This window comes from Paraburkholderia sp. 35.1 (assembly GCF_050436525.1).
GTDB classification, from domain to species: domain Bacteria; phylum Pseudomonadota; class Gammaproteobacteria; order Burkholderiales; family Burkholderiaceae; genus Paraburkholderia; species Paraburkholderia tuberum.
Map to the genome: position 1 here is coordinate 247,363 of NZ_JBNDMJ010000002.1, position 23,100 is coordinate 270,462.

Below are 23,100 nucleotides of genomic sequence, written 5' to 3' on the forward strand. Positions count from 1 at the left end.
CCGCTTACCTGCCCGACACCACGAGCCGCAACCGGTTGGACCCCTCGGGCGTCAGCGTGATTTCGGTGCGTCGATCCTTCGCGCCGAGATAAAAGTGCTGACGTCCCGGCGAATTCTGATCGTGCGTTGCATCGGGCAGGCACGACGCGACATCTGCCGCGACCGCTTCCAATGCATCCGCGTTCGAGCCCGCCGCCTGATGCGGCGTCCACGTGCACTGGAAACTTCGATGCGCGGCCGAACATTGCGCGTCATCGCCATAAGGTTGCGCAACGCCTTTGCCGTCGTCGGGTGTCAGCGAGGCGAAGCCGTCCGGCGCCGCGGCCACGATCCGTTTGAGCGCACCGCAAGGTCTGGGGCTATCGTCGGCGGATGCACTGACCGGCAGCAGCGCAACGAGCGATGCCGCGGTAAGCGCGATAGCCGAAAGTCGATAGGTTTTCATGGTGTGCGTGAAGCTTCCAAAGTGCTGCTGAAGAAAAACTCGCAGCGAGCCACCTTTAATAGCACGCTTCATGCCCATGCGCGCGAGGCCCGAGCACGCAGGCAATGCACGACGGCACACAAATTGCATAGCGCCATACCGGCCGCGACATCGCGCCCGTTTCGATCAAAGCCACTGCCGCCGTCATTTCAACCATCATGTCGACCACTACCGCCGCCCCTACCCCCGCCCGCATATCGTCGGGCATCGAAGGCATCGACGACATCCTCGGCGGTGGTCTTACGCCGAACCGCATGTACCTCGTGGAGGGTGTGCCAGGCACGGGTAAGACCACCCTCGCGTTGCAATTCTTACTCGAGGGCCTGCACGAAGGGCAGACCGGCCTTTATATCGCGCTGTCCGAAACCCGTGCTGAACTGCTCGCGATCGGCGCGAGCCATGGCTGGGATCTGAGCCGTTTCACGATACTGGAGCAACTGCCCGAAGAAGGGCTCGAACCGCAATACGAACAGACCGTGCTGCACCCGGCCGAAGTCGAACTCGGCGAAAGCGTGCGCAACGTAATCGAGCACGTCGACGAACTGAAGCCGGCGCGCGTCGTCCTGGACAGCCTGTCCGAACTGCGTCTGCTGGCGGAGAACCCATTGCGCTACCGTCGGCAGATTCTCGCGCTCAAGCACCATTTCTCGACGCGCGAATGCACGGTGCTGCTGCTCGACGACACGTCGGCCAGCACCTCCGGCATTCAGCTTCACAGCATCGTGCACGGCGTGATCAGCCTCGAAAACGTCGCTCATGATTACGGCGGCAATCGCCGCCGTCTGCGCATCGCGAAGATGCGCGGCATCAAGTTCCGCGAGGGCTATCACGACTTCACGCTCAACACCGGCGGTCTGCGCGTCTATCCGCGTCTGGTCGCCGCCGAGCATCGCAGCGAATTCGGCACGAGCCCGATGAGCACCGGCACGCCCGGCCTCGACGCGCTGCTCGGCGGTGGCCTCGTCCCCGGCACCAATTCGCTGATCATCGGCCCGTCGGGGGTCGGCAAAACCACCACCGTCGTGTCGTGCCTGCTTGCCGCACTCGAGCGCGGCGAGCGTTGCGCGTACTACATATTCGACGAAACGCTCAGCACGCTGGTCACACGCTGCGCGACGCTCGGCATGGATCTCGCGCCGCACGTCGAAAGCGGTCTGCTGATGCTGCGCCAGATCGATCCCGCGGAAATCTCGCCGGGCGAGCTGTCGAGCGACGTGCGCAACGCGGTCGAAAACGAGCACGTGCGCTATGTCGCGGTCGACAGCCTGAACGCCTATCTGCAGGCGATGCCCGGCGAGCGCTACCTGCTGCTGCACATGCACGAATTGCTCGGCTATCTGAATCAGCAGGGCGTGGTCACGATGCTCGTGCTCGGGCAGCACGGCATCATCGGCGAAGTGCAGACCGAGGTCGACGTCAGTTATCTGAGCGACGTGGTCGTGCTGTTCCGCTATTTCGAGCACCGCGGCGAAGTGCTGACGGCAATAACCGCCGTCAAGAGCCGCGCGAACGATCATGAACGCACGATCCGCCAGTTCCGCCTCGGCACCGAAGGCGTCGAGGTCGGCGAAGCGCTGCGCGACTTCGAGGGCGTGCTGTCGGGCCTGCCCTCGTATCGCGGCAGCACCGCGATGCTCGGCGCGACGAACCATCTGATCGATATGTCAGGACAGTGAGCGATGGAGCAGCGTGTCCTCATCCTCGCACCGTTCGGCCGCGACGCCGAAGTGATCACCGCCGTTCTGCACAATGACGCACGCGCCTGCGTGACCTGCGACGACGCCGACGCGCTCACCACCGAGCTCGACGTCGGCGCGGGCACCGCGCTGCTCACCGAGGAAGCGCTCGCGAACGGCCACGGCTCGAGCCTCTATGCGTGGCTCGAACGGCAGCCCGCATGGTCCGACTTCCCGTTCATCCTGCTCGCCGCCCGCAGCATCGGCCATCGATCCGCGCGCGGGCTCGAAGTGCTCGAACGGCTCGGCAACGTAGTGGTGCTCGAACGTCCGCTCAATTCGGAAACGTTGCGGCGCGCGGTCGTGTCGTCGTTGCGGGCCCGCGGACGGCAATATGAGTCGCGAAGGCTGCTTGCCGAGCGCATCGAGGCACAGGACGCGCTGGAGCAGCTGAACGATTCGCTGGAAAGCCGCATCGCCGCGCGCACGCACGAACTTGCGTCAGCCAACGACCGGCTGATGGCCGAGATCCACGAACGCGCGAAGGTTCAGGCCGTGCTCGTGCAATCGCAGAAGATGGAGGCGCTCGGTCAGCTGACCGGCGGCATCGCGCACGACTTCAACAATCTGCTGAACGTGATCATGGTCAACGCGGAACTGATCGCGCGCGTGAGCGGCGACGAACGCCTGCGCGGCATGGCGGCCACCGTCAAGCGCGCGACCGAGCGCGGCGCGAAACTGACTGGCCAGTTGCTGACTTTCTCGCGCAACAGCAACCCGAATCTGAAAGCGATCGACGTGGTCGCGCTGCTGCAGGGCATGCGCGACATCATCGCTGTGTCGCTCGGCTCGAGCATCCGCTATGACAACGACTTCGAGCGCACCGAAATGTGGACCCAGGCCGACGCAAATCAGCTCGAGCTCGCGGTGCTCAATCTCGCGATCAACGCGCGCGACGCGATGCCGGCCGGCGGGCGCCTCGACATCCACGTGACCCTGCGCGACGCGCCCGACCAGACGCTGAAGCATGGCCGCTACGTCGTGATCGAAGTCGCCGACACGGGTGAGGGCATTCCGCCAGACGTCGTGTCGCGCGTGTTCGATCCGTTCTTCACGACCAAGCCGATCGGCAAGGGCACGGGGCTAGGCCTGAGCCAGGTGTATGGCATCGCGAGGCAGGCGGGCGGCGCCGCGCGCATCTTCAGCGAAGAAGGTACCGGCACCACGGTGCAGATCTGGCTGCCGATGCGCGAGCGAGTGGCCGCGCACAGCGAAGCGGAGTCCGATGCGGAAGCGAACGCGGTCGGCGACAAGCGCGTGCTCGTGGTCGAGGACGACAGCGAAGTGCGCGCGATGCTCGTTGAATCGTTGCGCATGCTCGGCTACACGGTGACCGAGGCCGCCGACGGCCAGGCCGGCCTTGACCGCCTCGTCGACGATCATCCCGATCTGCTGATGGTCGACTTCGCGATGCCGGGCATGAACGGCATCGACGTGATCGCCGCGGCGCGCAAGCTTCGTGCCGATCTACCGGTGGTCCTGGCGACCGGTTATGCGGACGTCGACATTGCCGATCTCGCAGTCAAGCATTGCACGATCCTGCGCAAGCCGTTTCAGCTCGACGAGCTGGCGCGCACGGTGCGGATCGGGCTGCTCGCGTGAATCAAGCTCGAGTGAATCAAGTAGACCACTTGCATCAAAATGCCCATTGAATCGCGGCGCACCGCACACCCAACGATTCTGTAAGCCCACCTCCTGGCCACCGATTTAATGCCGCTGTCGCATTCGCGCCGCACGCTCCTCCGGTTCGGTCACGATTTCCAATTCAATAGTTTGCTAACGAATATTTTGGAAATACAATACCGGCCATGTCGAATCTCGATGCCCTGCGCCGCACCGTCAGCAGCACGCTGGTCGTCGCCGCCAGAAAGTGGCGGCGCACGAGTCACGGTGTGCTCGCGGCCTTCAACGTATCCGAAGCGTGCGCGACGCCGCTGCTGACCGCGAGCCGGCTCGGCTCGGCGGTGCGTCAGGTCACGCTCGCCGATCACATCGGCATCGAGGGGCCGTCCCTCGTGCGGCTGCTCGACCAGTTGTGCGCGGCCGGCCTGATGCGCCGCGACGAAGATCCCGAAGACCGCCGCGCGAAGACCGTCGTACTGACCGACGAAGGCCGCGCCGTCACCGCGAAGATGGAAGAGGAGCTGGTCACGTTGCGCGCGCAGGCGCTCAAAGGCGTATCGCGCGACGATCTCGAAGCCGCCCTGCGCGTGCTCGGCGCATTCACGGCCGATGCCGCCGGACGCGCCGAACCGGGAAGCGTCGAGCGCGACACGCGTCACGAACGCGCGCAGCCGGTGCGCCCGGAATCGGTCAGGCACGAGGCGACGAAGCGCACCTCGTCGGCGAAGCGCGAGCCCGCCAAAGGCGAGGCGCTTGCCAGCAAGGTCAAACGGACGAGCGGCAAAAGCGCTGCCAAAACGGCCGGCAAATCACGCGGCACCGCCAAGGCGCGCAAGTCCACCAAGAGCGGCGCGCGAGCCACCGCGCCGCACAACGCCGATTCCGCGTAACGGTTCATGGTCTATCCCACTCTCCGCGACTGGCTGTTTTCCGTCAAAACGTTCGCCGCGGCCATGCTCGCGCTTTACATCGGCCTCGCGTTCGAACTGCCGCGGCCGTACTGGGCGATGGCGACCGTCTACATCGTGTCGAACCCGTTCGTCGGCGCGACCCGCTCGAAAGCGATCTATCGTGCGCTGGGCACTGCGCTCGGCGCGTCGGGCGCGGTGCTGCTGGTGCCGCCGTTCGTCGAATCGCCGTACCTGTTCAGCGTGGTCGTCGCGGCGTGGATCGGCACGATGCTCTACCTCGCGGTGTCCGACCGCACCGCGCGCAGCTACGTGTTCATGCTGGCGGCCTATACGATGCCGATCATCGCGCTGCCGTCGGTGACGAATCCGACCGGCGTCTTCGATCTCGCCGTGAGCCGGACCGAGGAGATCATTCTCGGCATCGTGTGCGCGAGTATCGTCGGCAGCGCGGTGTTTCCGAGCCGGCTCGCGCCGACGATCATCGAGCGCACCGACGCATGGTTTCGCGACGCCGCGTTCTACGCGACCGAAACGCTGTCGGGCCGTATCGCAAGCTCGGCGATTTCCGGTGCCCGGCAACGACTCGCGAGCACGATCAACGGTCTCGAACTGCTGCTGAGCCAGCTCGCCTACGATCACACGCGGCCCGACGTCCTCGCGCGCGCGCATGAACTACGTGGCCGCATGCAACTGCTGCTGCCGATCATGTCGTCGCTCGCCGATCCGCTGCTCGCGCTCTACAACAACGGCCCGCAACACTGGCCCGAAGGACTTCAGACGCTGATCGACGACGTCATCAAGTGGTTCAACCAACCGCTGCCCGCGCCGAGCGAGGGTTATCACGCGGACGAGACCGCCAACGCGCTGCGCGCGCGCATCGCCGCGATGCACCCGCCCGCCGCCGCGCTCACGCATTGGGACGGCGCGCTGCTGTCGAATGCACTATGGCGCCTCGCGCAAGTGATCGACGTGTGGCAAGACTGCCGCTCGCTGCGCATCATCATCACGCGCGAGGAAGGTTCGTGGCGGCCGCATTTCCGTCACTGGCGACTCGGCGGCACCGAGCGCTTCTACGATCGCGGCATGATGCTGTTCGCGACCGTGTCGGCGGCCGCGGCTGTGGTGCTCGCGTGCGCGCTGTGGATCGGCTCGGGCTGGAACGACGGCGCGAGCGCGGTCACGCTCGCGGCGGTCGCCTGCTGCTTCTTCGCCGCGCTCGACGAACCCGCGCCGTTCGTGTTCCGCTTCTTCCTCGCGACTGGCGTCGCCGTGGTGGCCGCGGGCCTCTATCTGTTCGTCGTGCTGCCGCAGGTGCACGACTTCCCGATGCTGGTGATCCTGTTCGCCGCGCCGTTCATTCTGGTCGGCACGCTGATTCCGCGCCCGCAGTTCAACATGGTGACGGTGCTGGTCGCGGTGAACACGGCCACCTTCATCAGCATTCAGGACGCGTACGACGCGAACTTCCTGACGTTCCTGAACGCCAACCTCGCGGGCCTCTCCGGCCTGCTCTATGCATACTTGTGGACCCGTGCAACGCGCCCATTCGGCGCCGAGCTGGCCGCGGCGCGCCTGTTGCGCTCGAGCTGGGCCGACGTCGCGCTGAGCGCGTCGACGCGGCCGATCGAAGACCCGCGCAATCTCGCCGCGCGCATGCTCGACCGGCTGATGCAATTGATCCCGCGCCTCGCTGCAACCGACGACTACCGCCATCCGTCGATCGAGAGCTTCCGCGATCTGCGCATCGGCTTCAATGCGCTGGACCTGCGCCGCCTCACACGCAAGCTCGGCGGCGAAGCGGCCGGCGCGATCGACCATGTTCTCGATGGAGTGCGTACATACTACGAGAGCTGCATCGATCGACGCCACCGCGAGCCGGTGCCGGACAGCCTGATGTCGTTGATCGACGTGGCCGTCGCGCGCGTCACCGCGCAGGGGCTCGCCAATGCCGCGGCGCCGACCGAGACCTCGCGGACCTCGGCGCGTCAGTTGCGCGATGCGCTGCACGCGCTGGTCGGCTTGCGTCTTTCGCTGTTTCCGGCGACCCTCACGAAACCAACGCCGACCGAACCGGAGGCCGCCGCGTGATGCACCCATTCTTGCGCCCCTGCTTGCGCCCCTGCTTGCGCCCGCCTTCGCACCCCGCCTCCCCCTTTTCCCAGTTCCCGCGATGATCGGTGAAATCGATATCTTCGGCGTGTTCGTACCGTCCGTGCTGGTGCTGATGTTGATCGCGTATCTGATCAACCTCGGCATTCGCACCGCGCTCGATTACACCGGCTTTTACCGCTTCGTCTGGCATCGCTCCATCTTCGATCTCGGCGTCTATGTGCTGGTGCTGGGCCTTGTCGTCGTCGTTTCGCACAGACTAATAACGTGAAAAAAACCTGGTTCTCCGTCGGTCAGATCCTGCTGACCCTGATCGTCGTAGTGGTCGCAGCATTGGTGCTGTGGAAACTCGTCAACTACTACATGTTCGCGCCGTGGACCCGCGACGGGCGCGTACGCGCCGACGTGATCCAGGTCGCGCCCGACGTGTCGGGACTGATTTCGTCGGTCGAGGTCATGGACAACCAGCAGGTCAAGCAGGGCCAGGTGCTGTTCAGGATCGATCAGGCGCGCTACACGCTCGCATTGCGTCAGGCCGAGGCAACGGCGCAGCAGCGCCGCGCGACGCTCGATCAGGCCCGCCGCGAATACGCGCGCAATCGTCAGCTCGGCAATCTCGTCGCCGCCGAAGTACTCGAAGAAAGCCGCTCGCGCGTCGAGGCGGGCGAAGCCGCGCTCGCCGACGCGAACGTCGCGATCGACACCGCGAAGCTGAACCTCGAGCGCTCGACGATCAAAAGCCCGGTAGACGGCTATCTGAACGACCGCGCGCCGCGCGCCGGCGAATTCGTCGCGGCCGGCCGCGCGGTGGTCGCGGTGGTCGACATGCATTCGTTCCGCGTCGACGGCTACTTCGAGGAAACCAAGCTGCGCGGCATCGACATCGGCCAGCCGGTCGACATCATCGTAATGGGCGAGCCGAAGCCGCTGCGCGGGCACGTGCAAAGCATCGTCGCCGGTATCGAAGACCGCGACCGCACGCAAAGCGCCAATCTGCTGCCGAACGTGAACCCGGCGTTCAGCTGGGTGCGGCTCGCGCAGCGCATTCCGGTGCGGGTCGCGCTCGATGAAGTGCCCGCTGATTTCCGCCTGATCGCGGGGCGTACCGCGACGGTGTCGGTGCGTGACCTGTCGCCGCTCAGGAGACGAGCCGTGTCGGGCACGGGTGGCGCATCTGGCACGGTCGCCGCTTCGGCTGCGCCGGTGGCGCCGGGTTCGTCGGTGGCGTCCGGGTCCGCTGGGTCGGGCACCGCACCGTCGGGCGCGTCGCAATGAAGTTCGTGCGTACCTTGTCCGCGCTGGCGCCGCGCTTGCCGCTGCTGCCGCTGCTGCCGTTATTGCCGCTCACCGTCGCGCTGAACGGCTGCATCAACGTCGGGCCGAACTACACGCTGCCGAAACAGGCGCTCGTCAATGCCCCGCTCGCGAACGGAGCGATCGAGGGCGCCGATCCCATGCTGACGTCAACCCTCAATCTGCCGACCGTCTGGTGGAAGCTGTACGACGATCCGGTGCTGAACGGTCTGGTCGACCAGGCGTTGAAATCGAATACCGACCTGCGCGTCGCGACCGCGAATCTCGCGCGCTCGCGCGAGGCGCTGGGCATAGCGCAAGCGCAGGGCGGTTTTTCGGGCAACGCGTCGGTGGCGATCCAGCGCGCGCAGGAATCGGCCGAGCAATACCTGCTCTTCGAGAAACTGCCGGTCGCCAACCTGGGTGACATGGGCATCAACGTCTCGTACGAAATCGACCTGTTCGGCAAGCTGCGCCGCGGCGTCGAAGCGGCGGCGGCGGACACCGAGGCCGTGGAAGCCGCGGGCGACCTCGCGCGCATCACTGTCGTCGCGGACGTGGTGCGCTCGTACGTCGAACAATGCTCGGCGGCCGAGGAGCTGCGCATCGCGCAGCAATCGCTCGCGCTACAGAAGGAGCGCGTGGACGTGTCGCGCCGTCTGCGCGACGCGGGACGCGGAAACCAGACCGCGGTCACGAGCGGCCAGACTCAGGTCGAGACTCTGACGGCCGACATTCCGCGCTACACCGCGCGCCGCAAGATCGCACAATACCGGCTCGCGATGCTGCTCGCCCAGGCGCCATCGCAATTGCCGCCGGCCGTGCTCGCCTGCGACCGGCTGCCGCAAATCCACCAGCCGATTCCGATCGGCGACGGCGCCGGGCTGCTGCGGCGACGCCCGGACGTGCACGAAGCCGAGCGTCGGCTCGCGGCGTCGACGGCGCGCATCGGCGTCGCGACCGGGGCGCTTTATCCGAGCATCAGCATTGGCGCGTCGGCGGGCTTCACCGGCATTCTGGAAGACATTCCCACCTCGCCGACGGCGCGTTGGGCCTTCGGTCCGCTGATCAGCTGGACCTTCCCGGCCAACGGCGCGCGCCAACGGGTGCACGAAGCCGAAGCGTCGAGCCAGGTCGCGCTCGCGAAGTTCGACGGCGTGGTGCTGACCGCGCTGCGCGAAACCGAGACCAACCTCGCGACCTACGCGTCCGATTACGCGCGCGCCGAATCGCTGCGCGCGGCGCTGAAGTCGGCGACGCAATCGGCGGATGAAACGCATCGGCTGTATCGCGCCGGGCGCGAGTCGTTCATCTCCGATCTCGACGCGACGCGCACGCTGACGGCCGCGAAGTCGCAGCTCGCGGCGGCGGAGGGCCAGGTGGCGATCGATCAGGTCAATCTATTCCTGTCGCTGGGCGGCGGGTGGGAAGTTGGCGGGCAAAGCACGCCGGGTGAAACGCGGCCGCAGCTGAAGGCAACACCTGTCGCGGCCAAGCCGTCCGCGAAGTCGGGAGCGTCGACGGCCGCAACTGCGAAAGCGCCTTGATCGGCCGTCTTACGATTTATTTTTGACAATCTTTCTTTTTGCTTTCACTTTCGGTTAAATACGTGACACCACTTCACGCTACGGAGTCTCGTATGTCGCCATTCATGCAGGGTGTAGTCACGTTGGGCGGATGCATCGGTATCTTCACCGCGGTGGTTGCGGTGGTCGAAATGTTGGCTAATTGAGCTGGGCGGGCGGCGGACCGAAAGAGTGGCTAGCTGTTCCGCACTTTCGCCGCCGCCTGATGTATCGCCGCCCGTACCCGCGGATACGTGCCGCAACGGCACACCACCGGCGTCATCGCCTCGTCGATGTCGGCGTCGGTCGGATCGGGCTTGTGCTTCAGCAACGCGCAAGCCGCCATCAATTGCGCGCTCTGGCAATAACCGCACTGCACCACATCGAGTTCGATCCACGCGGCCTTCAGCGCCTGCGCCTCGCGTCCCTGCAAACCCTCGATCGTCGTGATCTTCTGCGTATGCAGGCTCGACATCAACGTCTGGCACGCGAAGCACGCGGCATCGTCGAGATTGATCGTGCACGCGCCGCAGATGCCCACGCCGCAGCCGAACTTGGTGCCGGTCATGCCGAGATCGCAGCGCAGCACCCATAGCAGCGGCATGTCCGGATCGGCATCGACCTTCACCTTGCGTCCGTTGATATTCAGTACCGCCATGCTTGCCTCCTGAGTCGCCGCGCTACACCGCAAGCTTTTGCTCATCCACCGTCCATCATGCAAGCCGCAACGGCAGCGTCCGCAAACGCTGCCCCGTCAGTGCGAACACCGCATTGCCCACCGCCGGCGCGATCGGCGGCACGCCCGGCTCGCCGACACCTTGCGGGTGCAGCTCGCTCGGCATGATGTCGACTTCGATCGCAGGGCACCCGTTCATCCGCACGACCGGAAAGTCCACGAAGTTCTTCTGCTGCACCTGGCCGTTGACGATCGTGATCTCGTTCTGCAATGCGCTCGACAGCCCGAACACGATGCCGCCTTCCATCTGCTGACGGATCAGGTTCGGATTCACCGGCAAGCCGCAATCGATCACGCACACCACCCGATGCACGCGAATCAGCCGGTTCGCGCCGATCGACACCTCCGCGACCTGCGCGACCACGCTGCCGAACGCCTCGTGCAACGCGACGCCACGAGCGCAACGCGCGCCATCGGCGGCGGGTTTTAGCGGACGCCCCCAGTCGGACAACTTCTCGACACGCTTCAGGACCGCCAGATGACGCGGATGCTGCGCGAGCAGCATCGCGCGAAACACGATCGGGTCCTGGCCGGCCGCGGCGGCGGCTTCGTCGGTGAAGCTCTCGGTGAAGAAGGCCTGATGCGAGTGGCCGACCGAGCGCCAGAAGCCGATCGGCACCGGCAATTCGACTATCTTGTGCGACACGCGCGCGGCCGGCCACTCGTACGCCTGATCGAACGCGCCTTCGCAGGTGGTCTTGTCGATCGGGATGTGCGGCACGCCGTAGTAACGCGCGAGCGCATCCGGCACGATCGCCTGACCCGCCGACTTCGCGTGCCAGGCGACCAGCTTGCCGTGCTCGTCGAAGCCGGCCTGAAGCCATGCCGCGCATGCGGGCCGGTAGAAGTCGTGCGTGAAGTCCTGCGCGCGCGACCAGATGGTTTGCACCGGACGGCCATCGGCCTCGCGCGCGATCGCCGCGGCCTGCGCGACGAAATCGAGTTCGAGGCGCCGGCCGAACGCGCCGCCCAACAACTGCGTCTGTACATCGACGAGATCGACGTCGAGGCCGAGCACTTTCGCCGCATGATGCCGCGCGAGCCGCGGCATCTGCGTCGACACCCAGACGGTCGCTGCGCCGTCCGCGACCTGCACCGTGCAGTTCAGCGGCTCGACCGCGCCATGCGCGAGATACGGTGCGTGATAGACCGCTTCGATCGTGCGCGCCGCGCGACTCATCGCGTTGTCGACGTTGCCGACGTGGTAATACACGTGGCCGTCCGTATGGTCGAGCGCCTCGACGAGGCGGGAGTCCACCGCCGCGCTCGACACCTTCGCGGCCGCGCCGTCATGCCAGGTCACGTTGATCGCCTCGACCGCGCTCATCGCGCGAAACGCGTTGTCCGCGATCACGGCCACGCCGCCGGTGCCGCCCGCGTACGGCGGCACGGCGAACGCCTTGATGAAGCCCCGTATCTTTTGCGCGGGCGTCGCGTCGAAATGCGCGACCGTGCCGCCGAGCGTCGGACACATCACGACGCTTGCATAGACCAAACCGTCGGGCAACACGTCGATGCCGAAGCGCGCCGCACCGTCGATTTTCGAAGCGGCTTCGATGCGCCGCACGGGCTGGCCGATCAGCCTGAAGTCGGCCGGCTGCTTCAGGACGACGCTGCGCGGCAGCGGCTGGCGCGCGGCCATCGACGACAATTCGCCGAACGTCGCCTTGTGCCCCCAAGGGTGCAGCACGTAGCCCTTTTCCGCGCGGCATTCGCGGACCGGCACCTCCCAGCGCTCGGCCGCCGCCGCGATCAGCATCACGCGCGCCGACGCGCCGGCCTCGCGCATCGGCGTCCAGAGATCGTTCATGCTCGAGGAGCCGCCCGTCATCATCGTGCCGATCTCACGCACTGCCTTGCTCGTGATCCACACGGTGCCGCGGCGGATGTAGCTGTCGTCGTCGGGGCGAAACGGCAAATCGTCGACGATGCTCTGCACCGCGTTGTAGATCCGGTCGATCGGCGCCTCTTCGACTTTCACCTGCGGCCAGTCGGCGTCGAGCTCCTCGGCGAGCAGCATCGCAAGCCCCGTATGGATGCCCTGCCCCATTTCGGCCTTCGGCACGATGATCGTCACGCGGTTGTCGGCGTCGATCTTGACCCAGCCGTTCAGCCCAACCTCAGTGCCTTGCGTCGGCAGCGGCGTCGACGTCATCAGGCGCTGGCGCGGCGGCACCACGGCCCAGCCGACCAGCAGCCCGCCCAACGCACTGGCGCCGCCAAGCAGAAAGGTTCTGCGCGTCAACATGGCATGGCTCGCTCGGCTGGCTCGATGGTAGGAAAACGGCGACAGCGCCGATGCACCCGTCTTTGTCTGCGAATAGTAATAAGACGAATCGGCGAGCGTGAGACTTAAATGCGCGCGTGAACCTCGAGCGGCCGTACGGCGTGGGAAGGCGGGGACTGAAAGCGGCGGGGGAAAGTCGTGGGGTGTTTCATTAACTGCGACCGCGCAGAGGCGGCGGTGTGCCGGCGTAAGTCACCGCCGGCACACCGCGAACCTTGCGCTTGATTCAATCAGGCGATCATGCGACCGGATCAACGGCGGTTCGAACCCGACACCACGTCGATCCACACGGCCAGCACGAGGATGCCGCCCTTCACGATCATCTGCCAGTACGCGTCGACGTCGAGCATGGACATGCCGTTGTCGAGGCTCGCCATGACGAGCGCGCCGATCAGCGCGCCATACACGGTGCCGGAGCCGCCGCGCATCGAGGTGCCGCCGATAAAGCACGCGGCGATCGCGTCGAGTTCGCCCATCGAGCCCGCCGACGGCGAACCGGCCGCGAGCCGCGCCGTGTTGACGATGCCGGCAAACGCGCACATCAGCCCCATCAGCGCGAAGATCGCGAGCTTCACGCGGTCGGTGTTGACACCCGACAGCCGCGTCGCTTCGAGGTTCGAGCCGACCGCGTAGATGCGGCGTCCGAACACGGTCTGCGTCGCGATCCATGTGAAGACGCCGAGCAGCGCGAGCAGCAGCAACACCGGCACCGGAATGCCGCCGTAACTGTCGAGCATCGCGATGAAGCCGGCGAGAATCGCGCCTGCGCCGATCACCTTCGCGACGTCCTGCCAGAACGGCACGACGCGCAACTGATAACGCTGCCGATTCGCGCGCTGGCGGATCGTCAGGAATGCCAGCAGCAGGAACAGCACGACGGCGAGCGTGTCGCCGGCGAGCCGCGGCAGGTAGCCCTGGCCGACGAACACGAAGCTGTCCGACACCGGCGCGATCGTCGACCCTCCGGTAATGCCGAGCAGAATGCCGCGATACGCGAGCATGCCGCCAAGCCCGACGATAAACGACGGCACGCGCCGATACGTCGACCACCAGCCGTTGAACACGCCGACCGCGATGCCGAGCAGCAACACGACCGGAAGCGTCACGCCGATCGGCCAGTGCCGGTTCACGTCGAGAATCGCCGCAACGCCGCCTAGCAAACCGAGCAGCGAACCGACCGACAGATCGATTTCACCGGCGATGATCACGAACACCATGCCGCACGCGAGCATGCCGGTAATCGACATCTGCCGCAGCAGATTCGACAGGTTGCGCGGCGTGACGAACGCGCCGTGCGTGAGCGCCGAAAAGAAAATCCAGATCACGGCGACGGCGATCAGCAGCGCGAGAATCTTGTAGCGCGCGAACAGTTGCTGGATCCGTTGCGTGCCGCCGAATGCGCCTCGCGGCGCGGCGTTGTCGGTGCGTTGGGAAGTTACTTCGGGAGTCATGCGGCACTCGCTGCGGTTGGGTTCGAAGATAGATGCGCGGGGCGGATCGCGGCGCCGAGAATGTCTTCCTGCGTGAGACCGTCGTTGATGAAGTCGCCGCGCAACTCGCCTTCGCCGATCACGAGCACTCGGTCGCTGATGCCGAGCACTTCCGGCAATTCGGACGACACCATCACGATCGACATGCCGCGCTGCGCCAGTTGGAAGATCAGCTTGTAGATCTCGTATTTGGCGCCGACGTCGACGCCGCGTGTCGGTTCGTCGAGAATCAGCACGGTCGGGTTGGTCAGCAGCATGCGCGTGAGCACGGCCTTCTGCTGATTGCCGCCCGACAGACTTGCAATCGATAACATCGGATTCGCGGCGCGCACGGAAAGCCGTTTCATTTCCGTCTGAATCGTGTCGAGTTCGGCCGCGGAATCGATACGTCCGCCCGACGCGAAACGCTGCAACACCGCAAGCGTGATGTTATGACCGACGCTCATGCCGGGCACGATGCCGTGGCGTTTGCGATCCTCGGGCACCATCGCGATGCCGGCGCGAATCGCGTCGATCGGCGCGCGAATTTTCAGCGGCTTGCCGTCGAGCATGACGTGCGCCTCGCTGATGCCTGCATACGCGCCGAAAACCGCCTGCATCATTTCGGTGCGGCCCGCGCCGACGAGCCCGGCGACACCGAGAATTTCGCCGCGCCGCAACGAGAACGACACGTCGTCCACGCGCTTGCGGCGCGGATTCGTCACGTCGAAACAGGTCACGTTGCGCGCTTCGAAGATCACGTCGCCGATCGGATGCGGCTCGCGCGGAAACAGGTTCTTGATCTCTCGGCCGACCATCAGCGAGATGATCCGCTCGGTCGTCAGGGCGTGCATCGGCTCGGTCGCGACATGGCGGCCGTCGCGAATCACGCTGATCGTGTCGCAGACGGCCGCGACTTCTTCGAGCTTGTGCGAGATGTACACGCAGGCAATGCCGCGCCGCTTCAGATCGCGCACGATATCGAGCAGAATCGCGATTTCGGAGGCGGTCAGCGACGACGACGGTTCGTCGAGGATCAGCAGCTTTGCGCGCTTGTTCAGCGCCTTTGCGATTTCGATCAGCTGCTGATGGCCGCCCCCGTAGTTCATCACGGGCTGCGCGGCGTTGATGCCGCTGATGCCGAGGTCGCGCAACAGTTCGTCGGCGCGCTGATACATCGCCGCGTAGTTCATGCGGCCGCCGGGCAGCGTGATTTCGTTGCCGAGAAAGATATTTTCCGCGACCGACAACTCCGGCACGAGCATCAGTTCCTGATGGATGATGATGATGCCCGCGCGTTCGGTGTCGCGTACGCTCGCGGCCTTTAGCGTCTCGCCTTCCCAGGTTATTTCGCCATCCCACGTACCGTGCGGATACACGCCGGACAGCACCTTCATCAGCGTCGATTTGCCCGCGCCGTTTTCGCCGCACAGGCCCACGCATTCGCCCGGCGATACGGTCAGATCGATGCCGTCGAGCGCCTTCACGCCGGAAAAAGCTTTGACGATGCCGCGCATCGTCAGAACAGGTTGGGTCATTCGCTATGCCTCGCTGCAAGTTGGGCCGATGTTCGATCACGCTCCCGGGCGCGATGACCCGGGAGCGTGGCGTTCACATAGCCCGTCTCTGTGTTATTTGCTCGCGAGTTGCTCTTGCGTGTAGAAGCCGTCCTTCACGACGGTGTCGAGGTTCGCCTTGGTCAGCTTGATCGGCTGCAGCAGCACCGTATCGACCTTCTTCTTGCCGTTGTCGTATTGCGCGTTGAACGCCGGCTTGTCACCCCTGGCAAGCGCGACCGACAGCTTCGCCGCTTCGCTCGCGATCAGCTTCAGCGGCTTGTAGACCGTCATCGTCTGCGTGCCGGCCGCCACGCGCTTCACGGCTGCGAGGTCGGCATCCTGACCCGAGATCGGTACCTTGCCGGCGAGGCCCTGCGCGGCGAGCGCCTGGATCGCGCCGCCCGCGGTGCCGTCATTCGACGCGACGACTGCGTCGATCTTGTTGTTGTTCGCGGTCAGCGCGTCTTCCATGATGCGCAGCGCGGTCGATGCGCTCCACTCCGGCACCCACTGCTGGCCGACCACCTTGATGTCACCCTTGTCGATCGCCGGTTGCAGCACCTTCAGTTGGCCTTGGCGCAGCATCTTCGCATTGTTGTCGGTCGGCGCGCCGCCGAGCAGGAAGTAGTTGCCCTTCGGCCGCACGTCATAGACGCCCTGCGCCTGCATCTCGCCGACCTTCTCGTTGTCGAACGAGATATAGGCGTCGATATCGGCGTCGAGAATCAGGCGGTCATACGACACGACCTTGATGCCCGCTTTGCGTGCTTCGGCCACGACGTTGCCGAGCGTCTTCGAGTTGAACGGCACGATCACAATCACGTCGACGCCGCGCGAGATCAGGTTTTCGATCTGCGAGATCTGGCGCTCTTCGCTCGCATCGGCCGATTGCACCGACACCTTCGCGCCGAGCTTTTCCGCCGCGGCGACGAAATAGTCGCGATCGCGCGACCAGCGCTCGACGCGCAGATCGTCGATACAGAAGCCGATTTCCGGATGAGCCTTGCTGGCGTGCGCGAGCGGCGCGGCGAGCGACAGGCTGGCGAGTACCGCGCCGCACAACAGCGAACTCAGGACGTTACGACGCATTGCAAATTTCATTGATGTCTCCTTTTTGTGTAGTGATAGCCGGAATACCGGACATATCGGTCTGCGCTGCGAGCCGCAGACTCGGACAAGCGACAACCCACAGCTTGCTGGTGCGCGCGGTCGACGTGGCCGCGCGATCTTTATTCAACGTCCGCTATAAATCGCCTGATTTACGATGTTTTCCATGTGTTCCTGCTGCCCGCTCACATGCCGCGGATTCAGATCGCGCGCCAGCGTGTCCGCGGCGAGCGTCGACAGCGAATACCCGCCGGACAGGATCTTGCGGCCGAACTCGCCATCCCAGCCCGCGTAGCGTTGCCGCTTGAACTGCTCGAGGCGCTCGTTTTCGACCAGCACCGCGGCGCGTTCGAGGCCTAGCGCGAGGTTGTCGATCGCGCCGACGTGGCCATAAAACAGGTCTTCCGCATCGACACTCTGGCGCCGCACTTTCGCATCGAAGTTCATGCCGCCGCTCGTGAAGCCGCCGTGGCGCAGGATTTCGTATAAGGCCAGCGTGAGTTCCTCGACGCTGTTGGGAAATTGGTCGGTGTCCCAGCCATTTTGCGGATCGCCGCGATTCGCATCGACGCTACCGAAGATGCCGAGCGCAAATGCGGTCGCAATCTCGTGATGGAACGAGTGCCCCGCCAGCGTCGCGTGATTCGCCTCGATGTTGACGCGAATCTCCTTGTCGAGGCCGTGCTGCAGCAGAAAGCCGTGCACGGTCGCGACGTCGTAGTCGTATTGATGCTTGGTCGGCTCCTGCGGCTTCGGCTCGATCAGCAGCGCACCCTTGAAACCGATCCGGTGCTTGTGTTCGACGACCATGTGCAGGAAGCGCGCGAACTGCTCGCGCTCGCGCACGAGGTCGGTGTTCAGCAGCGTGTCGTAGCCTTCGCGGCCACCCCACAACACGTAGTTTTCGCCGCCGAGGCGCAGCGTCGCGTCGAGCGCATGACGCACCTGGGTCGCCGCAAAGGCGAATACCTCCGGATTCGGATTGGTCGCGGCGCCGGCCGCGTAACGCGGATGCGAAAACAGATTCGCGGTGCCCCACAGCAATTTGACACCGGTATCCTGCTGCTTGCGCGCGAGGTAGTCGGACACGCGCAGGAAGTTCTCGCTGTATTCCTTCACGCTCGCGCCTTCGGGCGCGACGTCGGTATCGTGGAACGTGTAGTACGGCGTGCCGAGCTTCGAGAAGAATTCGAACGCGGCGTCGGCCTTTTGCTGCGCCCGCTCCATTGCGTCGCCGGGTTGCTGCCACGGCCGCCGGAACGCGCCCTGACCGAAGATATCGACGCCGGGCCATACGAAGGTATGCCAGTAGCAGACGGCGATACGCAGATGTTCCTCGAGCGTCTTGCCGAGTACCTTCCTCGTTTTGTCGTAGTGACGGTACGCGAGCGGGTTGTCCGATTGCGGGCCTTCGTAACGGATCTCTGGAATGTGTTCGAAGTAGGACATCGGCGTCTCCAATGTATGGTGCATTGCAACCCACGCGAGAAGCCGCGCAGGCCGACAAAGTGACGCCATGCTGCCGCTTGCACGATGTGCCGGCAATTGCGAAATTGCGCAGCGCGCTTGATGTTTCTTACCGCCCGCGCGTTTGTTTACTGCCGCCGCGCGATTCGGCGCCTAGAATAACCAGACGCTTAAAAACGGGGCTGCTCCCAGGCACCCGACACAATGGAGACAAAGGCGCGTGGTCCATCGAGCCACCCGCCGCTCACCGCCATGACCCGTCCACAAGCACCTCAGACAACCCATCGCATCGCGCTGCTGTTCAACGCGAACAAGGTCTACGATCGCGAGATCATCACCGGCATCGGCAACTACCTGCTGTCGACGCGCGTCGCATGGGATCTCTTCCTCGAAGAAGACTTCCGCTGCCGGCTCGCGGGTATCCAGCGCTTCGACGGCGACGGCATCATCGCGGACTTCGACGATCCCGCCGTCGACGAAGCCCTGCGCGACTGTCCACTGCCGGTGGTCGCGGTCGGTTCGTCGTACGAGGATCCGACGCAGTACCCCCCGGATTTACCCTATATCGCGACCGACAACAGCAAGCTCGTGTCGCTCGCGTACACGCACCTGATCGGCGCGGGCCTCGAAAACTTCGCGCTGTACAGCCTGCCGCAGGCGCAGGAAAACCGTTGGGCGCAACAGCGCGAACTCGCCTTCGCGCATCTGCGCAGCGCGGACGGACGCAGCGCGGCGCAGATCGATAGCGAGATCTATCGCGGTCTGTCGACGAGCGCGCCGTCCTGGAACCAGGCCATCGAACAGCTGACCACGTGGCTGCGGCAACTGCCGAAGCCGGTCGGCATCATCGCGGTGACCGACGCGCGTGCGCGGCATTTGCTGCAGGCATGTCTGATCGCGGGCATTCCGGTGCCCGAGGAAGTCGCGATCATCGGCATCGACAACGATCCGCTCACGCGGACGCTGACGCGCATTCCGCTGTCGTCGGTGATCCAGGGCACCGAGGAAATGGGCCGTACCGCCGCGCACATCCTGCATCAGATGCTGCACGGCGCGCGCTTTCCGGGGCGCCGCATTCTGGTGCCGCCGGTCGGCATCAACGTGCTCGAATCGACGCGGCATCAGCCGCTCGCGAGTCCTTACGTGATGCGCGCCCGCCATTTCATTCGCCAGTACGCGTGCCAGGGCATCCGCACCGAGCAGGTGGCCGACTATGTGGGCGTGTCGCGTTCGTCGCTCGAAGAGTATTTCCGGCGCGAGCGTCAGTGCACCGTGCATCAGGAGATCCTGCGCCACAAGCTCGACGTCGCGAAGTCGCTGCTCGCGAAACGCGATGCGTCGAGCGCGGAAGTCGCGATCCGTTGCGGCTTCACGTCGCTGCAATACATGTACGCGGTATTTCGCCGCGAACTCGGCTGCACGCCGCGCGAATACCAGGAGCGCGTGGGCCCGAAGACCAAAACCGCTGGCTGAGCATGCTTTCTATTTTTTCTTCGCACTGACCACATGATCAGCATCGCACAACTCTCTTCCGAGCCGTGGGGCACGCTGCAGGGCGGCGATCGCGTACGGCTTTACACGTTGCGCAACGCGCACGGCATGAAAGTCGCCATCAGCGACCTCGGCGCGACGCTGGTTTCGTGGCACGCACCGGATCGCGCCGGACGTCTCGGCGATATTCTGCTCGGTCACGACACGCCCGCCGAATACGTGGCGGCCTCGACCTACATGGGCGGACTGATCGGCCGCTGGGCGAATCGCATTGCGGGCGCGCGCTTTTCGCTCGACGGCATCGAGTACACGCTCGATCGCAACGAAGGTCCGAATCTGCTGCACGGCGGCACGGTCGGTTTTCATCGGGCGTTGTGGGAGGTCGCCGAGGACGACGGCGCGTTGCTGATGCGGCTCGAGTCGCCCGAAGGCGATGCCGGTTTTCCGGGCAACGTGACGGTGCAAGTACGCTATTCGCTCGACGACGACGGCACGCTGACGATCGGCTACGAAGCGATCACCGACGCGCCGACGCCGCTCAATCTGACGAGCCATCCCTACTTCAACCTGACCGGGCGCGCGGGCACCGACATTCGCGGCCACGTGCTGTCGATCGACGCCGAGCGCTTTTTCGAAGTCGACGCGACGATGATTCCGTGCAAGCTCGCCGACGTCGCGGGCAACGCATTCGACTTCCGGCAGAGCGCGCCGATCGGCGGCCGGCTCGACTGGCCGCACGCGCAACTCGCGCGCGCCGGCGGCTTCGATCATTGCTACGTGCTGCGCGAGGCGCCGGCAAACGCGATGCAGGGCAACGACGGCCACGCGCCGCCACTGCGCGAAGTCGCCTGGGCATACGATCCGGGCAGCGGACGCGAACTGACCGTCGCGACCGATCAGCGGGGCTTGCAGTTTTACACGGGCAACGCGTTGAACGGCAACCCGGGACGCGGCGGTGTTCGCTATCAACGGCACGCCGGCTTGTGCCTCGAGGCGGGCGGTTTCCCGAACGAGGTCAATATGACCGGGCAGAACGAAGTGATCGTGCGACCCGGAGATACTTATCGGCAAATCACGAGTTATCGCGTCGATGTGCGCAAAGGTGTGTGACCAGATTGACGGCCGCTTTTGCGCTGTTTTACGAGAACCCGCGACGGCGAGATTACAGCTCGCCGACTACCCGTTCTTTGCAATACTGAATTAGTCGGCTAGTGGTTTTCCCCAAGTTCACCCCCCTCTAGACTGCGCTTATGGCACCGGTATCGCTGCGGTGCCGGATAGACAACTACGGAGGGAAACATCATGAAATCGCTTATCCAGGCAGTTGCGCTTACGGCCCTGATCGCTGCGCCGGTCGCGTCGTTCGCGCAATCGGAACAGCCGATCACGCGGGCCGAAGTCAAGGCACAGGTGCAGCAACTCGAACAGATTGGCTATAACCCGGCCATCGTGCTCGATGCCCAGTATCCCGCGGACATCCAGGCGGCCGAGGCACGCGTCTCCGCGATGAACGCGAAGGGCCAAGGCGACACGTCTGGCTATGGGTCGTCGATGGGCGGATCATCGCAAGCGGGCCATCATCCGATGTGGGTCAATCCGGACGGTCAGTGACGAGTCCCGAACGTATAGCGAATGTCCGTAGCGAGGAAAGATTCTCGAGTTAACGGCCCTTTCCCCTCTTTGCGGTTTTCGCCGTTTCGAACCGATATGAAGCGGGCGCATGTTTTCAAGGCATGCGCCCGCTCTTTACGTTTATGCGGCACTAACAACGTACCGCCAATTCTGACGCCGCGGCAGATTCACCCAGCCCGTGCCTGCGGGCATTCCGCCTGATACCAGATGTCCACCTGCCTCTGCGCGCGCTCGAGACTCGCCGGATAGTCAGGATCAAAGCGTCGTTCAGGGTGGTAGCCCGCTTGCCGCAGCGCTGTCAGTTCGCTCATGCTCCGCTGGTGCGTGGCCGGTGCCTTGTTCCTGAGGTCGGTCAGATCGCGGCATTGCGTTGCACTCAGATGCGTTTGCGCGCCGCCATTCCCGCCGCCCGCCGCGCAGCCAACGAGCGTGAGCACCAACACGGCAGGGATCGACCGCATCCGGGTCGCGATGTTCATGTTGTGCCTCCTTTGGGGAAATGACCTCGTCGCGAATGCCGACTGCCCACGCGGCCCTTCGCATCTCAGAACCGGCTTCTTCGCCTGTCGTCATTTTGAATTATTGGAAACGTCTGTGAAAGTCGCCACCCATTTCATCAACCACGGTTTCGATACGGACATAGACTTTCCCCTGGTGAATGCCGATTCGCCTGCGCAACAGTTGGCCCGGCGTTTTCCTTTCAACGAGGGAGCCGCTCCCTCACACCAAGGAGACATGCGATGCCCCGCACCGCCGCTGAAAAACGCGCTGCTTTCCGCGCGCTGCACTCGTCTGGCTGTTTCGTGCTGCCCAATCCATGGGACGCGGGCAGCGCCCGTTATCTGCATACACTCGGCTTCAAGGCGCTCGCGACGACGAGTTCCGGTTTTGCGTGGTCGACCGGACATGCGGACAACACGTTGCCGCGCGAAACGATCCTCGCGCACCTGCGCGCAATCGTCGACGCGACTGATCTGCCGGTCAACGCCGACTTCGAAAACGGCTTCGGCCGCGACCCGGAAGAAGTCGCCGAGAGCGTGACGCTCGCGGTGGAAACGGGCGTCGCGGGCCTGTCGATCGAAGACTCGACCGGCAACCCCGCCGCGCAGCTGTTTCCGGTCGACGTCGCCGTGCAGCGGCTCAGCGCGGCGCGACTTGCGATCGATCAGAACGGCGGCGACACGCTACTCGTCGGCCGCGCGGAGAATTTCTTCGCCGGCAAGCCCGATCTCGACGATGCCATTGCCCGTCTGAAGGCCTATGCGGCGGCGGGCGCCGACTGCCTGTATGCGCCCGGCATCCAGACGCGCGAGCAGATCGAAGCGGTGGTCGCGGCCGTCGCGCCGAAGCCCGTCAATCTGCTGATCGGCTCGACATCGACCCTGACGTTGCAGGACGTGGCCGCGCTCGGCGTGCGGCGGATCAGCGTCGGCGGCGGGCTCGCGCGCGCGGCGTGGGGTGGCTTCATGCACGCCGCTCAGGCGCTGGCCGATGGCCGCTTCGACTTCACCGGCGCGACGGCGGGCACGCAGCTCAATGAGCTTTTCAATCGCTGCGCGTGAAAACGCCGCGCAAAGGACGCCTCATCAACCTGAGATCGCCACGCTGCGTCGAACTCATCGGAAAAGCCG

19 protein-coding genes are annotated in these 23,100 nt (G+C 64.9%); 11 read left to right on the plus strand and 8 right to left on the minus strand.

The annotated features are described in order from the left end of the window. Window positions 1-4 precede the first annotated feature (4 nt). Window positions 5-445, minus strand: a complete 441-nt coding sequence (locus OKW27_RS06995) for a hypothetical protein (RefSeq protein WP_090808487.1) — start codon at window positions 443-445, stop codon at window positions 5-7. A gap of 197 nt (window positions 446-642) precedes the next feature. On the opposite strand from OKW27_RS06995, the gene OKW27_RS07000 reads away from it, so the two are divergent. From OKW27_RS07000 to OKW27_RS07030, 7 genes are all read left to right on the plus strand, one after another. Next, the gene (locus OKW27_RS07000) at window positions 643-2,160 is read left to right on the plus strand and encodes an ATPase domain-containing protein (RefSeq protein WP_429333027.1); all 1,518 of its coding nucleotides are present in this window, start codon (window positions 643-645) and stop codon (window positions 2,158-2,160) included. Between the two features lie 3 nt (window positions 2,161-2,163). Further along, on the plus strand, window positions 2,164-3,822 hold the full coding sequence (locus OKW27_RS07005; RefSeq protein ID WP_429333028.1) for an ATP-binding protein: 1,659 nt from the start codon (window positions 2,164-2,166) through the stop codon (window positions 3,820-3,822). 206 nt (window positions 3,823-4,028) lie between these two features. Continuing rightward, window positions 4,029-4,733, plus strand: coding sequence for a MarR family winged helix-turn-helix transcriptional regulator (locus OKW27_RS07010; RefSeq protein WP_090808481.1), 705 nt, complete (start codon window positions 4,029-4,031; stop codon window positions 4,731-4,733). Window positions 4,734-4,739: 6 nt separating this feature from the next. Then, window positions 4,740-6,842: an FUSC family protein gene (locus OKW27_RS07015; RefSeq protein WP_429333029.1), complete on the plus strand. Its 2,103-nt coding sequence runs from the start codon at window positions 4,740-4,742 to the stop codon at window positions 6,840-6,842. 82 nt (window positions 6,843-6,924) lie between these two features. Beyond that, entirely contained in the window at window positions 6,925-7,134 is a 210-nt protein-coding gene (locus OKW27_RS07020; protein WP_090808477.1) for a DUF1656 domain-containing protein, read from the plus strand. Continuing rightward, entirely contained in the window at window positions 7,131-8,138 is a 1,008-nt protein-coding gene (locus tag OKW27_RS07025; protein WP_187612142.1) for an efflux RND transporter periplasmic adaptor subunit, read from the plus strand. The genes OKW27_RS07020 and OKW27_RS07025 overlap by 4 nt, the downstream gene beginning before the upstream one ends. Continuing rightward, window positions 8,135-9,703 carry an efflux transporter outer membrane subunit gene (locus tag OKW27_RS07030; RefSeq protein WP_429333030.1) on the plus strand — a complete coding sequence of 523 codons (1,569 nt, stop codon included), beginning with the start codon at window positions 8,135-8,137 and terminating at the stop codon, window positions 9,701-9,703. The genes OKW27_RS07025 and OKW27_RS07030 overlap by 4 nt, the downstream gene beginning before the upstream one ends. A gap of 214 nt (window positions 9,704-9,917) precedes the next feature. Here the strand turns inward: OKW27_RS07030 and OKW27_RS07035 are convergent, their stop codons facing one another. The 6 genes from OKW27_RS07035 to xylA form a co-directional block, all read right to left on the minus strand. Further along, window positions 9,918-10,379 carry a (2Fe-2S)-binding protein gene (locus tag OKW27_RS07035; protein WP_090808471.1) on the minus strand — a complete coding sequence of 154 codons (462 nt, stop codon included), beginning with the start codon at window positions 10,377-10,379 and terminating at the stop codon, window positions 9,918-9,920. 55 nt (window positions 10,380-10,434) lie between these two features. Further along, window positions 10,435-12,705, minus strand: a complete 2,271-nt coding sequence (locus OKW27_RS07040) for a molybdopterin cofactor-binding domain-containing protein (RefSeq protein WP_429333031.1) — start codon at window positions 12,703-12,705, stop codon at window positions 10,435-10,437. A 290-nt stretch (window positions 12,706-12,995) separates the two neighbouring features. After that, window positions 12,996-14,195 carry a sugar ABC transporter permease gene (locus OKW27_RS07045; protein ID WP_429333032.1) on the minus strand — a complete coding sequence of 400 codons (1,200 nt, stop codon included), beginning with the start codon at window positions 14,193-14,195 and terminating at the stop codon, window positions 12,996-12,998. Further along, complete coding sequence (xylG, locus tag OKW27_RS07050; RefSeq protein ID WP_429333033.1) at window positions 14,192-15,751, minus strand: D-xylose ABC transporter ATP-binding protein; 1,560 nt, start codon at window positions 15,749-15,751, stop codon at window positions 14,192-14,194. The genes OKW27_RS07045 and xylG overlap by 4 nt, the downstream gene beginning before the upstream one ends. A 93-nt stretch (window positions 15,752-15,844) precedes the next feature. Further along, entirely contained in the window at window positions 15,845-16,873 is a 1,029-nt protein-coding gene (gene xylF, locus OKW27_RS07055; protein WP_429333034.1) for a D-xylose ABC transporter substrate-binding protein, read from the minus strand. A 132-nt stretch (window positions 16,874-17,005) separates the two neighbouring features. Next, a complete protein-coding gene (xylA, locus tag OKW27_RS07060) occupies window positions 17,006-18,328 on the minus strand; it encodes a xylose isomerase (protein WP_429333035.1) in 1,323 nt (440 codons plus the stop codon). Window positions 18,329-18,598: 270 nt separating this feature from the next. On the opposite strand from xylA, the gene OKW27_RS07065 reads away from it, so the two are divergent. From OKW27_RS07065 to OKW27_RS07075, 3 genes are all read left to right on the plus strand, one after another. Then, entirely contained in the window at window positions 18,599-19,819 is a 1,221-nt protein-coding gene (locus tag OKW27_RS07065; RefSeq protein ID WP_090808461.1) for a XylR family transcriptional regulator, read from the plus strand. A 33-nt stretch (window positions 19,820-19,852) separates the two neighbouring features. Further along, window positions 19,853-20,947 carry an aldose epimerase family protein gene (locus OKW27_RS07070; protein ID WP_429333036.1) on the plus strand — a complete coding sequence of 365 codons (1,095 nt, stop codon included), beginning with the start codon at window positions 19,853-19,855 and terminating at the stop codon, window positions 20,945-20,947. A 192-nt stretch (window positions 20,948-21,139) separates the two neighbouring features. Beyond that, window positions 21,140-21,448, plus strand: a complete 309-nt coding sequence (locus OKW27_RS07075; protein WP_018424216.1) for a DUF4148 domain-containing protein — start codon at window positions 21,140-21,142, stop codon at window positions 21,446-21,448. Between the two features lie 188 nt (window positions 21,449-21,636). Here OKW27_RS07075 and OKW27_RS07080 read toward each other — a convergent pair whose 3' ends face one another. Then, complete coding sequence (locus OKW27_RS07080) at window positions 21,637-21,948, minus strand: hypothetical protein (RefSeq protein WP_429333037.1); 312 nt, start codon at window positions 21,946-21,948, stop codon at window positions 21,637-21,639. 261 nt (window positions 21,949-22,209) lie between these two features. Between OKW27_RS07080 and OKW27_RS07085 the strand changes: the two genes are divergently transcribed. Beyond that, window positions 22,210-23,031, plus strand: coding sequence for an isocitrate lyase/PEP mutase family protein (locus OKW27_RS07085; RefSeq protein WP_429333038.1), 822 nt, complete (start codon window positions 22,210-22,212; stop codon window positions 23,029-23,031). The last annotated feature ends 69 nt before the right edge of the window (window positions 23,032-23,100 follow it).

Bases quoted from the DNA above. Each gene is read 5' to 3' on its own strand.
- OKW27_RS06995 (WP_090808487.1), bottom strand. From the start codon at position 445: ATGAAAACCTATCGACTTTCGGCTATCGCGCTTACCGCGGCATCGCTC.
- OKW27_RS07000 (WP_429333027.1), top strand. From the start codon at position 643: ATGTCGACCACTACCGCCGCCCCTACCCCCGCCCGCATATCGTCGGGC.
- OKW27_RS07005 (WP_429333028.1), top strand. From the start codon at position 2,164: ATGGAGCAGCGTGTCCTCATCCTCGCACCGTTCGGCCGCGACGCCGAA.
- OKW27_RS07010 (WP_090808481.1), top strand. From the start codon at position 4,029: ATGTCGAATCTCGATGCCCTGCGCCGCACCGTCAGCAGCACGCTGGTC.
- OKW27_RS07015 (WP_429333029.1), top strand. From the start codon at position 4,740: ATGGTCTATCCCACTCTCCGCGACTGGCTGTTTTCCGTCAAAACGTTC.
- OKW27_RS07020 (WP_090808477.1), top strand. From the start codon at position 6,925: ATGATCGGTGAAATCGATATCTTCGGCGTGTTCGTACCGTCCGTGCTG.
- OKW27_RS07030 (WP_429333030.1), top strand. From the start codon at position 8,135: ATGAAGTTCGTGCGTACCTTGTCCGCGCTGGCGCCGCGCTTGCCGCTG.
- OKW27_RS07035 (WP_090808471.1), bottom strand. From the start codon at position 10,379: ATGGCGGTACTGAATATCAACGGACGCAAGGTGAAGGTCGATGCCGAT.
- OKW27_RS07040 (WP_429333031.1), bottom strand. From the start codon at position 12,705: ATGTTGACGCGCAGAACCTTTCTGCTTGGCGGCGCCAGTGCGTTGGGC.
- OKW27_RS07045 (WP_429333032.1), bottom strand. From the start codon at position 14,195: ATGACTCCCGAAGTAACTTCCCAACGCACCGACAACGCCGCGCCGCGA.
- xylG (WP_429333033.1), bottom strand. From the start codon at position 15,751: ATGACCCAACCTGTTCTGACGATGCGCGGCATCGTCAAAGCTTTTTCC.
- xylF (WP_429333034.1), bottom strand. From the start codon at position 16,873: ATGAAATTTGCAATGCGTCGTAACGTCCTGAGTTCGCTGTTGTGCGGC.
- xylA (WP_429333035.1), bottom strand. From the start codon at position 18,328: ATGTCCTACTTCGAACACATTCCAGAGATCCGTTACGAAGGCCCGCAA.
- OKW27_RS07065 (WP_090808461.1), top strand. From the start codon at position 18,599: ATGACCCGTCCACAAGCACCTCAGACAACCCATCGCATCGCGCTGCTG.
- OKW27_RS07070 (WP_429333036.1), top strand. From the start codon at position 19,853: ATGATCAGCATCGCACAACTCTCTTCCGAGCCGTGGGGCACGCTGCAG.
- OKW27_RS07075 (WP_018424216.1), top strand. From the start codon at position 21,140: ATGAAATCGCTTATCCAGGCAGTTGCGCTTACGGCCCTGATCGCTGCG.
- OKW27_RS07080 (WP_429333037.1), bottom strand. From the start codon at position 21,948: ATGAACATCGCGACCCGGATGCGGTCGATCCCTGCCGTGTTGGTGCTC.
- OKW27_RS07085 (WP_429333038.1), top strand. From the start codon at position 22,210: ATGCCCCGCACCGCCGCTGAAAAACGCGCTGCTTTCCGCGCGCTGCAC.